The organism is Serpens gallinarum (assembly GCF_014836765.1).
Taxonomy (GTDB): domain Bacteria; phylum Pseudomonadota; class Gammaproteobacteria; order Pseudomonadales; family Pseudomonadaceae; genus Serpens; species Serpens gallinarum.
This window is the reverse complement of sequence record NZ_JACSQG010000007.1, coordinates 164,274-175,964: the sequence shown is the minus strand read 5'-3', so window position 1 is coordinate 175,964 and position 11,691 is coordinate 164,274. Positions and strand designations below refer to the sequence as shown.

12 protein-coding genes and 2 tRNA genes are annotated in these 11,691 nt (G+C 62.7%); 8 read left to right on the top strand and 6 right to left on the bottom strand.

Annotation, left to right across the window (positions count from 1 at the left end):
- Position 1: 1 nt before the first annotated feature.
- The 5 genes from H9642_RS13710 to H9642_RS13690 all read right to left on the bottom strand — a co-directional run bounded on the left by H9642_RS13710 (position 2) and on the right by H9642_RS13690 (position 3,479).
- A tRNA-Gln gene (locus H9642_RS13710) sits at positions 2–73 on the bottom strand.
- A 60-nt stretch (positions 74–133) separates the two neighbouring features.
- Positions 134–208, bottom strand: a tRNA-Gln gene (locus tag H9642_RS13705).
- 26 nt (positions 209–234) lie between these two features.
- Positions 235–1,092 carry a 4-(cytidine 5'-diphospho)-2-C-methyl-D-erythritol kinase gene (ispE, locus tag H9642_RS13700; protein ID WP_251837005.1) on the bottom strand — a complete coding sequence of 286 codons (858 nt, stop codon included), beginning with the start codon at positions 1,090–1,092 and terminating at the stop codon, positions 235–237.
- 54 nt (positions 1,093–1,146) lie between these two features.
- A complete protein-coding gene (gene lolB, locus H9642_RS13695) occupies positions 1,147–1,764 on the bottom strand; it encodes a lipoprotein insertase outer membrane protein LolB (RefSeq protein ID WP_251837004.1) in 618 nt (205 codons plus the stop codon).
- Between the two features lie 2 nt (positions 1,765–1,766).
- Entirely contained in the window at positions 1,767–3,479 is a 1,713-nt protein-coding gene (locus H9642_RS13690) for a tetratricopeptide repeat protein (RefSeq protein ID WP_251837003.1), read from the bottom strand.
- Positions 3,480–3,659: 180 nt separating this feature from the next.
- Here H9642_RS13690 and hemA point away from each other — a divergent pair, with 180 nt between their 5' ends.
- The 6 genes from hemA (at position 3,660) to H9642_RS13660 (ending at position 9,277) form a co-directional block, all read left to right on the top strand.
- Positions 3,660–4,928 (top strand): glutamyl-tRNA reductase, encoded by a 1,269-nt coding sequence (hemA, locus tag H9642_RS13685; RefSeq protein ID WP_251837002.1) that lies wholly within the window; start codon positions 3,660–3,662, stop codon positions 4,926–4,928.
- Positions 4,925–6,007, top strand: a complete 1,083-nt coding sequence (gene prfA, locus H9642_RS13680; protein WP_251837001.1) for a peptide chain release factor 1 — start codon at positions 4,925–4,927, stop codon at positions 6,005–6,007. Before hemA ends, prfA begins: the two co-directional genes overlap by 4 nt.
- Positions 6,008–6,094: 87 nt before the next feature.
- The gene (gene prmC / locus H9642_RS13675; RefSeq protein ID WP_251837000.1) at positions 6,095–6,949 is read left to right on the top strand and encodes a peptide chain release factor N(5)-glutamine methyltransferase; all 855 of its coding nucleotides are present in this window, start codon (positions 6,095–6,097) and stop codon (positions 6,947–6,949) included.
- Positions 6,939–7,706, top strand: coding sequence for a molybdopterin-synthase adenylyltransferase MoeB (locus tag H9642_RS13670; protein ID WP_251836999.1), 768 nt, complete (start codon positions 6,939–6,941; stop codon positions 7,704–7,706). Before prmC ends, H9642_RS13670 begins: the two co-directional genes overlap by 11 nt.
- Positions 7,696–8,505 (top strand): glutamate racemase, encoded by an 810-nt coding sequence (gene murI / locus H9642_RS13665; RefSeq protein ID WP_251836998.1) that lies wholly within the window; start codon positions 7,696–7,698, stop codon positions 8,503–8,505. The genes H9642_RS13670 and murI overlap by 11 nt, the downstream gene beginning before the upstream one ends.
- A 322-nt stretch (positions 8,506–8,827) precedes the next feature.
- On the top strand, positions 8,828–9,277 hold the full coding sequence (locus H9642_RS13660; protein ID WP_433962706.1) for an acyloxyacyl hydrolase: 450 nt from the start codon (positions 8,828–8,830) through the stop codon (positions 9,275–9,277).
- A gap of 13 nt (positions 9,278–9,290) precedes the next feature.
- Here H9642_RS13660 and H9642_RS13655 read toward each other — a convergent pair whose 3' ends face one another.
- Entirely contained in the window at positions 9,291–9,605 is a 315-nt protein-coding gene (locus tag H9642_RS13655) for a YkgJ family cysteine cluster protein (protein ID WP_251836997.1), read from the bottom strand.
- Between the two features lie 98 nt (positions 9,606–9,703).
- On the opposite strand from H9642_RS13655, the gene H9642_RS13650 reads away from it, so the two are divergent.
- Positions 9,704–10,603: a TIGR01777 family oxidoreductase gene (locus tag H9642_RS13650; RefSeq protein WP_251836996.1), complete on the top strand. Its 900-nt coding sequence runs from the start codon at positions 9,704–9,706 to the stop codon at positions 10,601–10,603.
- Between the two features lie 11 nt (positions 10,604–10,614).
- Positions 10,615–11,640: a ferrochelatase gene (locus H9642_RS13645; RefSeq protein WP_251836995.1), complete on the top strand. Its 1,026-nt coding sequence runs from the start codon at positions 10,615–10,617 to the stop codon at positions 11,638–11,640.
- The last annotated feature ends 51 nt before the right edge of the window (positions 11,641–11,691 follow it).

Sequence of the window (11,691 nt, the reverse complement as noted above, 5' to 3'; positions counted from 1 at the left end):
GCAGGGGCGGCTGGATTCGAACCAACGCATGGCAGGATCAAAACCTGCTGCCTTACCGCTTGGCGACGCCCCTGTAGGATGTTGCGACTCAAATGCGTATTCAGTTTACGTTTGCCTAACCTCGGGGAGGTTATGGCAGGGGCGGCTGGATTCGAACCAACGCATGGCAGGATCAAAACCTGCTGCCTTACCGCTTGGCGACGCCCCTGTAGCGTATAACCGAATGTCAAACATTCACTTCCTTGCCAGTGTTTCGAGCTGTTGGTGAACAGGAGACCTGTTGCAGCCGCGAGCGATGAAGCGTGGCAGAGTGGCTGGAAGTTGGCGCGAGACTTTATCAGCATCGCTGCGATTTGGGAAGCTCCCAAATACACAAGCTCCAGTTCCGGTCATTCTTGCCGGAACAAATTTGTTCAGCAAGTTCAAGGCGTTACGCACTTCTGCGTAGTGCCTTTCAACCACCGGCTGGCAGTCGTTATGACCGCCCCCCTCAGGAAGGCTGCGAACTGTAATGGCCGGCGTATTACGTGTCAACTCCGGGTCGGAAAAAATTTCCGCAGTACTTACAGAGACTTGCGGTACCAGTACGAGAAACCAGGGCTCGCTCAGGGTGACTGGCGTGAGTCGCTCGCCGACGCCTTCGGCAAACGCTGCGCGACCACGCACGAAGACCGGCACGTCGGCGCCCAGCTCCAGCCCCAGCTCGGCCAGACAATTTTCGCTCCATTCCAGGTGCCACAGGTGATTGAGGCCGAGCAGGGTGGTGGCGGCATCCGAACTGCCGCCGCCGATGCCGCCGCCCATAGGCAGTTGCTTGTCCAGCCAGATATCAGCCCCCAATGCTGTGCCGCTGCGCGCTTGCAGTTGGCGTGCGGCGCGCACGATCAGGTTGCTGTCGTGGGGCACACCGGGAATCTGCGAGTGTAAACGGACCACGCCGTCGTCGCGGCGGCGAAAACCCAGCTGATCGCCATGGTCAAGAAACTGGAACAGGGTCTGCAGCTCATGGTAGCCGTCGGTACGGCGTCCGTTGATGTGCAGGAACAGGTTGAGCTTGGCCGGAGCCGGCAGGATCAGTTGGGCGTCGTGCATGATTGTCATGGTTGGAGTGAGTAGGGCTTGGGCTCTTAACGCGCGCGCTGTGAATTACTGCCCCAGCAGGCGTGGCCGCCATTCCTTGATGACCAGGGTGACGGTCAGGTCGTGGCCTTGCAGTCTCATGCGCGCGGGCAGGGCATAGCCATCGTGTTCGGTATAACCGAGGTAGTCGACTTGCCAGCCATCCTGCTGCAGGCGGGCCAGTCGGCTGTCTGCATCCAGCGTTACCTGGCTGCGGCGCTCTGGCTCTGGCAGACCGCGTATCCACCACAGCAGGTTCGAAACCGGTAACCGCCAGCCCAGCTGTTCTTCCAATAACGCCTCGGGTGAGGCCGCCTCGAAACGGCCCTGGTTGGCGATATCCAGCACGATAGCGCCAGGGCGACCGGTCAGGCGGCTGGCGCCCTGGCCGAGCGGGCCGGAGAGGCGGATATCGGAATAGGACTGGCGTTGCAGCCAGAACAGGGTGGCGCTGCCTGACTCTTGCGGAGAGCGGATCCCCACCTTGCCGCTGATCTGCCAGCCATCGAGCTGGGCGATTTGCGATTTGTGGGCTTGCCACTGGGCGGGATCGCCCTGGCCGTGCAAGGCTTCCTGGGGTTTTTGGCCGGCGCAGCCGGCAAGCAGGGCGAACAGGCTGATAACGAGCAGGTAGCCGAGGCGCATGGTCAGGGGTTCTCCGAGCCAGTCAGGCGTTGCAGGGTGCTGCGCAGGATGCTGCTTTCGGGCTGCGCCTTGAGCGCTTCGGCCCAAACTCTGCGGGCCTCGGCGTGCTTGCCACGGGCCCACAGCACTTCACCGAGGTGGGCGGCTACCTCGGCGTCGGGAAATTGCTCATGGGCCTGGCGCAGCAGACGTTCGGCTTCGCTCAGGTTACCCAGGCGGAAATTCACCCAGCCCAGGCTGTCCAGGATCGCCGGGTCTTGCGAGTTGAGTTGGTGGGCCTGTTCGATCAGTACCTTGGCCTCGGCGTAGCGCGTGGTGCGGTCGGCCAGGGTGTAGCCCAGCGCATTGAGGGCCATGGCGTTATCAGGCTCGCGCTCGAGAATAAAGCGCAGGTCCTTTTCCAGCTGCGCCAGGTCGCCGCGCTTCTCCGCCAGCATTGCACGTGTGTACAGCAGGCTGAGGTCATCTGGGAATTCCTTCAGGGCCTGTTCGATCAGCCTGCTGGCGCGCTCGGGTTGTTGATACTTGGCCCAGGCTTCGGACTCGATCAAGTACAGCTGCAGGGCATAGTCAGGCTGGTCGAGGCGGGCGCCGCGCAAGCGTCGTGACGCCTCGGCGCTGCGCTGGCTGGAAAAGAGGATGTTGCTTTGGCGCACCTGGGCGGGCAGAAATTCATTGCTCGGCCCGACCTGTGAGTACTCATCGAGGGCTTGTTCGGGTTCGCCCAGTTCCTCATGCACTCGGCCCAAATGCAGGTGCGCGGCGTTCACATGAGTCTCGTTGCGAACAAGTTGCTGCAGGTGGTCGCGGGCTTCCTGCCAGTCTTTGGCCTCCATGCACACCAGGGCGAGGGAAAAGCGCAGGTCGTCATCGTCCGGGTACTGTTCAAGCAATCGTGAGAATGCTTGCTTGGCCTCCTTGATGCGCCCCTGGTCGACCAGCAGGCGCGCCTGAGCAAGGCGCAGGCGCTTATCGTCGGGGTGTTGGCGAATCCCTCTTTCTAGCAGCGGCAGCGCTTCATCGCCACGGCCAACACTTTGCAGCAGCCGTGTGCGCAGCAGCAGGGTGGCGATCTCACTGTCTTGTACGGGCTGGCGTTGCAGCAAAGCAAGGGCTTCTTCGGGGCGACCGTCCTGTTGCAGCAGCAGGGCCTGGCCGAACAGCAGTTGCGCGTTGTTCGGATACTGTTGCAGCAGGCGGTCGAAGTTCTTCATCAGCCCGCTGCGGGTATCCGGGTCGGTCTCCGCGGCAGAGAGGGCCAGGAAGTCAAAGTGCGTGCTGCCATGGCGCTTGAGCACGTTCTCCATGTAGACCAGTGATTCGTCAAAGCGGCCGGCACGCGCCAGTTGTATGGCGGCGGCGCGCTGTGCATCTAGGTTGTCCGGCGCGGCATCGGCCCAGATCTGACTACTGAGCAGGGCTGCCTGCTCGGAGCCGAGGTATTCGGCAATCCGATAGGCGCGCTCGGCAACGGCTGGGTCCTCGGTGGCGTTGGCCTGTTGCAGGTAGTTACCCAGGGCGATATCAAAACGACCGCGCTGACCGGCCAGTTCAGCTGTCAGCAGGGCGTACAGCGTCTCTTGGCTGAACGAGGCGTACTGCTGCGGTTCGGGTGTGCTGACCGGCGCCGGCGGGGTGGTTTCGGGGGCGCTGGTGATGCTCTGACAACCACCCAGTAACGTCAGGATGGTCAAAATTGCGAAGGATTTTTTCATGGGAAAGAAGACTTACCTGCTGTTGCGCCATCATGACACATGCCTCCAGGCAAGCCCATGGGCTGCCGTTTGCCGGCGCTAGAAAGGGTGCGACTAATAGTGGCAATAAGTGATGGAGGTTGTTCTACGCCCGGCGACGTAGGAGAATTACCGGCTTCTCTAGCTTGATTTACGACCCGCATGGCTTTCCTCGCCCTTGGTATCAACCACAAAACCGCTTCGGTGGATGTCCGCGAGCGCGTGGCATTCACCCCTGAGCAGATGGTAGAGGCCCTGCAGCAGCTCTGCCGGTTAACGTCGAGCGGCGAAGCAGCGATTCTTTCCACCTGTAACCGTAGTGAACTCTATGTTCGGCAGGAGTCACCGGAAGCCGACGCCGTGCTGCGCTGGCTGGCCGATTTTCACGGGCTGAGCCTAGACGATCTGCGCGCTTGCGCCTATGTCCACACCGAGGACGAAGCGGTGCGACACATGATGCGTGTCGCCTGCGGACTCGACTCGCTGGTGCTTGGCGAGCCGCAGATTCTCGGCCAGATGAAGTCCGCCTATGCCGTGGCCCGCGAGGCCGGCACGGTTGGTCCGTTGCTGGGCCGGTTGTTCCAGGCCACCTTCAGCACGGCGAAAACCGTGCGCACCGATACCGCCATCGGTGAAAACCCGGTGTCCGTGGCCTTTGCCGCGGTCAGCCTGGCCAAGCAGATCTTCAGTAACCTGCAAAACAGCCAGGCGCTGCTGATCGGCGCGGGCGAGACCATTACTCTCGTCGCCCGACATCTGCACGAGCAGGGCGTCAAGCGCATCGTGGTGGCCAACCGGACGCTGGAGCGCGCCAGTCAGCTGGCCGCCGAGTTCGGCGCGCGGGCGGTGTTGCTGTCGGAAATTCCCGATGAGTTGGTCGGCAGCGATATCGTTATCAGCTCCACCGCCAGTCAATTGCCGATTCTGGGCAAGGGCGCCGTCGAGCGCGCATTGAAATTGCGCAAGCACAAGCCGATGTTCATGGTCGATATCGCTGTGCCGCGGGATATCGAACCGCAGGTCGGCGAGCTGGATGACGTCTACCTGTATACCGTTGACGACTTGCATGATGTCGTCGAGGAAAACCTCAAGAGCCGTCAGGGCGCCGCCCAGGCTGCCGAGGAGTTGGTCACCCTGGGCGCCGGCGAGTTCATGGTGCGCTTGCGCGAACTGGCCGCTGTGGACGTGCTCAGAGCCTATCGTCAGCAGGCCGAGCAACTGCGCAACGAGGAACTGGCCAAGGCGCAGCGACTGCTGGCCAATGGCGGCGCGCCCGAAGACGTGTTGGCGCAGCTGGCGCGCAGCCTGACCAACAAGTTGCTGCATGCACCCAGTGTTCAACTGAAAAAATTCTCGGCTGATGGCCGGGGCGATGCCCTGGCTGTGGCCCAGGAACTGTTTGGCCTTGATGAGGGCGACGCGAAAAAATGAAAGCCTCGCTGCTCAATAAGTTGGACATTCTCCACGACCGCTACGAAGAGCTCACGGCGCTGCTGGGTGACGGAGAAGTCATCGCCAACCAGAAGCAGTTCCGCGCCTATTCCAAAGAGTACGCCGACGTCGAGCCGGTGATTCTCGCCTACCGCGAGTTTCGCAAGGTGCAGGGCGACTTGGCCGGCGCGCAGGAAATGCTCAAGGACAGCGACCCGGACATGCGGGAAATGGCCGAGGAAGAAGTCAGCGATGCCAAGGAGCGACTGCTCGGTATCGAAGATCAGCTGCAGCGCATGCTGCTGCCCAAGGATCCCAAGGACGGGCGCAACGTCTTCCTGGAAATTCGTGCCGGTACCGGTGGCGATGAAGCAGCCATCTTTTCGGGCGACCTGTTCCGCATGTACTCGCGTTACGCTGAGCGTCAGGGCTGGCGGGTCGAGATCCTGTCGGAAAGCGTCGGCGAGCACGGCGGCTACAAAGAGGTGATCTCCCGCGTCGAAGGCGACAACGTGTTTGCCAAGCTGAAGTTCGAATCCGGTGCCCACCGTGTGCAACGTGTGCCGGAAACCGAATCCCAGGGCCGCATCCATACCTCGGCCTGCACCGTGGCGGTGTTGCCCGAGCCGGACGAGCAGGCGGCGATCGAAATCAACCCGGCCGACCTGCGCGTGGACACCTACCGCGCCTCCGGCGCCGGCGGTCAGCACATCAACAAGACCGATTCGGCGGTGCGCATCACCCACTTGCCCACCGGCATGGTGGTCGAGTGCCAGGAAGAACGCTCGCAGCACAAGAACCGTGCGCGCGCCATGTCCTGGCTGGCGGCCAAGTTGCAGGATCAGCAGGACGCCGCTGCGCACAAGGAAATTTCCGACTCGCGCAAAATGTTGGTGGGCTCCGGAGACCGCTCTGAGCGCATCCGTACCTACAATTTCCCCCAGGGCCGGGTAACCGACCACCGCATCAACCTGACCCTGTATTCGCTGAGCGAAGTCTTGGCCGGCGCGGTGGAGCAGGTGATCGAGCCGTTGCTGCAGGAATACCAGGCCGACCAACTGGCGGCGCTCGGCGATTAACGGCAGCGGCAAGCCGCACGCTATCAGCCGCAAGCTGAATGAGTGGCGTCTTGTAGCGTGCCGCTCGCCGCTTGAGACTTAATACGTATGCCGACTATCGAAACACTGCTCAACGCCGCCGACTTGCCCGACTCGCCCAGTGCGCGGCTGGACGCTGAGCTGATGCTGGCCCATGTGCTCGGCAAGCCGCGCAGCTACCTGCGTACCTGGCCGGAAAAAACGCCCAGCGAGGCACAGCAACAGGCCTTCGCCGAGTTGCTGCGGCGTCGTCGTACCGGCGAACCGGTGGCCTACCTGCTGGGCCGTCAGGGCTTCTGGAGCTTGGACCTGGACGTTGCGCCGCATACCCTTATTCCCCGCCCGGACACCGAGCTGCTGGTGGAAACCGCGCTGGCGCTGCTGCCCGCTACGCCACTGGCCGCGCTGGACCTGGGCACCGGCACCGGCGCCATCGCCCTGGCGCTGGCTAGCGAGCGGCCCGCCTGGCAAGTGACCGGAGTGGATCGCATCGACGAGGCCGTGGCCTTGGCCGAACGCAATCGTCAGCGTCTCGGGCTGGCCAACGTGAGGTTTGCGCTCAGTCATTGGTTTTCCGCGTTGCAGGGGCGGCGTTATCGTCTGATCCTCAGTAACCCGCCCTACATCGCCGCCGATGACGCTCACTTGAGCGAAGGCGATGTGCGTTTCGAGCCGGCCAGCGCGTTGGTGGCCGGCCCGGACGGGCTGGACGATATCCGCCTGATCATTGCCCAGGCGCCGCACTTTCTGGAACCGGGCGGCTGGTTGCTGCTCGAGCACGGATTCGACCAAGCGCTGGCCGTGCGCGAGTTGCTCGGGGCTGCCGGTTTTAACGATGTCCATAGCCGCCGCGACCTGGCCGGCCACGAACGCATCAGCCTGGGTTGTTGGCAGCCCGGCTCGGGAGCTGCCCATGTTCAATGAACTGAATGATGACGAACTGCTGCGCTACAGCCGGCAGATTCTTCTGGCACAAGTCGATGTCGAGGGTCAGTTGCGCCTCAAGCACGGGCGCGTTCTGATCGTCGGCCTTGGCGGGCTGGGCTCGCCGGTGGCGCTGTACCTGGCCGCCGCCGGGGTTGGCGAGCTGCATCTGGCGGATTTCGACACCGTGGACCTGACCAACCTGCAGCGCCAGGTGATTCACGACAGCCAGAGCGTGGGCGTGGGCAAAGTGGATTCAGCCATGGCTCGCCTCGCCCGTCTCAACCCCGGTGTGCGGCTTGTTGCCCATCGTCAGGTGCTGGATGGCGACACGCTGGCCGAGGCGGTCAGCGCCGTGGATCTGGTGGTCGACTGCTGCGACAACTTCGCCACTCGCGAGGCGGTCAATGCCGCCTGTGTGGCGGCCGGCAAGCCGCTGGTATCCGGTGCGGCGATTCGCCTTGAAGGCCAACTGGCGGTTTTCGACCCGCGCGACGCCGCCAGCCCTTGCTACCACTGCCTGTACGGCCATGGCAGCGAGGCGGAGCTGACCTGCAGTGAGGCTGGCGTGATTGGCCCGCTGGTGGGCCTGGTAGGCAGCCTGCAGGCGCTGGAAACCCTCAAATTGCTGGCCGGATTCGGTGAGCCGCTGGTGGGCCGTTTGCTGTTGATCGATGCGTTCGGTAGCCGCTTCCGCGAACTCAAGGTCAAGCGTGATCCCCACTGCGCCGTCTGTGCAGGCCGCCATGCCCAGTAGTGCACCGATTGGCGTGTTCGATTCCGGTGTCGGCGGGATTTCCGTGTTGCGCGAGATTCGTGCGCGACTGGCTCAAGAATCGCTGATCTACGTCGCCGACAGCCGCTATGTGCCTTACGGCGAAAAAAGTCCCGACTTCATTCGTGAGCGCAGCCGGCTGATTGCCGACTTCCTTTTGGCACAAGGCGCCAAAGCGCTGGTGCTGGCCTGCAATACCGCGACGGCGGCGGCCGTGGCCGAGCTGCGCGATCTCTATCCCGCATTGCCCATTGTCGGCATGGAACCGGCGGTCAAACCGGCAGCTGAAGCGACGCGCAGCGGCGTAGTGGGCGTGCTGGCCACCACCGGCACGCTGAAAAGCGCCAAGTTCGCCGCTCTCCTAGATCGCTTCGCCCATGACGTGCGGGTGATCACCCAACCCTGTCCGGGCCTGGTGGAGTGCATCGAGTCGGGAGCACTGGACAGCGGCGCAACCCGCGAGCTGTTGAACGGTTTCGTCGAACCGCTGCTGGCCCAGGGCTGCGACACGCTGATCCTCGGCTGCACCCATTACCCCTTTATCAAGCCGCTGCTGCGTGGGCTGGTACCAGACTCGGTGAGCCTGATCGACACGGGCGAAGCCGTCGCGCGTCAGTTGCAGCGCCTGCTGCAAGCCCGTGACCTGCTGGCTGGCGGACCGCCCTTAGCCACACGTTTTTACACCACCGGCGCGGTGGGCGGATTGCAGCAGGTATTGCCCACCCTGTGGCAGGACGAAGCGCAACTGGAACCGCTGGGTTTGGAACTCACCTCCGGCTGAGCCTTCATATAACGGGAAGTCTGTCTTCTTTTCCTTCTGGATAAGGATGTTTCCCATGATTAACAGGCCATTTAAAAACGTAGGCGAGGCCGGCAAGACGAGGCAAAAACAGCCGAGGAAGCGCAGTTTAGGAGTTCTAAATGAGCATGACTCACTGCGTTTCGCCCTTCGGGCCGCGCTAAAGCGCGTTAGCCGCAAGCGGCTTGCTGAGGCTGTTTTTAACGACGTATTGCCAACGCAGGTAGTTTTAAAACGGCCTGTAAAAGGATTCCCCCTGGCGGCGTTTACCCTTGCGCTGGTCGGGCTGCAACACGCACACGCGATGGATGTAACCCTAGGCGTCGGCCAGAGCTCGGAGTCGGAAATGGTCTACCGACTGGGATTGCAGTGGGATTTCCAGCGCAGTTGGTGGGAAACCTCCACGGGGCGTCTGACCGGCTACTGGGATACCGCCTACAGCTACTGGCAGGGCGACCAAACCTCCAGCAACCACAGTCTTTCGCTGTCCCCTGTGTTCGTCTACGAGTTTGCCGGTGAGCGTTTCAGGCCCTACATCGAGGCCGGAATCGGCGTGGCGGCTTTTGCCGATACCGAAATCGAGGACCGCGACCTGGGCTCGTCTTTCCAATTCGAGGATCGGCTGGGCCTGGGCGTGCGCTTCGGCGCCGACCAGGACCTCGGGTTACGGGTGATCCACTATTCGAATGCGGGCCTGAAAAACCCCAATGATGGCGTAGAGGTGTACAGCCTGTATTACCGGATGGGGTTTTGAGGCGCGGGCAGCGTTATCGATAGGCCTGGGCCAGATCACCGCGTTCCTCGACGCATTCCGGTGAGCCCATTTCAAACTCGCGGCAGATCAAGGGACGATTGGCGTAGATGGTGCAGCGCATGCTGTCGCGATCCAGGGCTGCGCACCAGCCGTCGTCCAGGCGGCGCATGGTTTCGCCGCCCCAGCGATCCTGTTCGATAAAGCGCGCAGGTACGCCCGTGTCGGTCACCAGCATTACTTCCAGGCGACAACAGCAAGCGGCGCAGTTACTGCACAGCACGGGTGGGCTGGGTGTCTGGCGATGGATAAGCGGTGGTTGCTCGGGCATGCCCGCAGTTTACGCCTTGGTGAAGTGCGGCGCTCGGCCAGCAATCGGTTATTTACAGGCCAGACTGAAAGAATCTTGCACCCCGAGCGGAGCTCACCATGCGTATCTTGTTGACTGGCGGTACCGGCCTGATCGGCCGCGCCTTGTGCCACTACTGGCGGGCCCGAGGCCATGACCTCTGGGTCTACAGTCGGAGACCCCAACAGGTGCCCGCGTTGTGCGGCAGCGGAGTGCAGGGGCTGGGCGATCTTAATGAGCTGGGTAACCAGCCGCTGGACGCGGTGATCAACCTTGCCGGCGCGCCCATTGCCGATCGTCCGTGGACCGAAGCGCGCCGCACGGAACTACGTGACAGTCGTATCGCCCTCACTGAACACTTGCTGGCCTGGCTGGCATTGCACAAGCAACGGCCCCAGGTGCTTATCTCCGGGTCGGCGGTGGGCTGGTATGGCGATACCGGTGAGCAGCGGGTGACCGAGCAAACACAGCCGGCCGACCAGGGCTTTGCCGCACGCTTGTGTGGCGCCTGGGAAGACGCTGCTCGTCATGCCGAAACCCTGGGTATTCGCGTGGTACGGGTGCGCACGGCGCCTGTGTTGGCGACCGAGGGCGGTATGTTGCCCCGGCTGCTGCCGATATTCCGTCTGGGACTTGGCGGGCCGATGGGCAGCGGCCGGCAATGGATGCCGTGGATACATCTGCAGGATCAGATCGCCTTGATTGATTTTCTTCTCTGCCACCCCGACGCCCAAGGCCCGTACAATGCCTGCTCGCCGCAACCGGTACGTAATCGCGAGTTTGCCCAGGCGCTGGGCCGCGTGTTGCATCGCCCGGCAGTGCTGCCGGTGCCGGCCATGGCCTTGCGACTGCTGGGCGAGATGTCCGGTTTGCTGCTCGGCGGCCAACTGGCTGTGCCGGAGCGCTTGCAGGCGGCAGGTTTCACGTTTCGTTTTAATGATTTGGACGCGGCGCTGGCGGATCTGCTGGGCCGTCACTGATAGGAATGAGCATGACCGATCACGCGCTGTTGCTGGTCAATCTGGGTTCTCCGGATTCCCCCCAAGTGGACGATGTGCGCCGCTACCTCAACCAGTTCCTTATGGATCCTTACGTCATCGACCTGCCATGGCCGGTGCGCCGGTTGCTGGTGTCGCTGATTCTCTATCGTCGTCCGGAGGAGTCCGCCCATGCCTATCAGTCAATCTGGTGGGATGAGGGCTCGCCACTGATCGTGCTCAGCCGCCGTCTGCAAGAAGCCATGCGTGATCACTGGACGCATGGCCCCGTGGAACTGGCGATGCGCTATGGTTCGCCCTCCATTGACAGCGTGCTGCAGCGCCTGGCCGAGCAGGGGGTGCGCACAGTGACCGTGGCGCCGCTGTACCCGCAGTTCGCCGACAGCACCATCACCACGGCCTTGCAGGAAGTGCAGCGGGTGACCGCCGCACGCGGCCTGAACTTGACGGTGAATACCCTGGCGCCGTTCTTTGCCGAGGACGCGTATCAGGATGCGCTGGTAGCCAGCGCCAAACCCTACTTGGAAAAGGAGTTCGATCACCTGCTGTTGAGCTTCCACGGCATTCCCGAGGGGCATATTCGCAAGTTGGTCAAAGACCCGCAGCATGATTTGCGCGCGGCTGACAGCCGTGGCGTCAGCCCTGAGAATCTGGCGCTGTGCTACCGCAGTCAGTGCCTGCGTACCGCCGAGCTGTTCGCCGAGCGGGCCGGGCTGCGTCCGGAACAGTGGTCGGTGTCCTTTCAGTCGCGACTGGGCAAGAACAAGTGGATTGAGCCCTACACCGAGGCGCGCTTCGATGAGTTGGCTGCACGCGGCGTCAAGAAGCTGCTGGTGATGAGCCCGGCGTTCGTGGCCGATTGCATCGAGACCCTGGAAGAGTTGGGTATTCGGGGCCGAGAGCAATTCATCGAGGCCGGCGGGGAAGAGCTGACGCTGGTGCCGTGCCTGAACGATCAGTCGCAGTGGGCACGTGCGCTCAATGCACTGTGCGAGCAGGCGGCGTCGCAGAGCAAATAAAAGGCGGCTTCGCCCCGTCGTCGAGAATAAAAAACGCCACGCTCCGTGAGG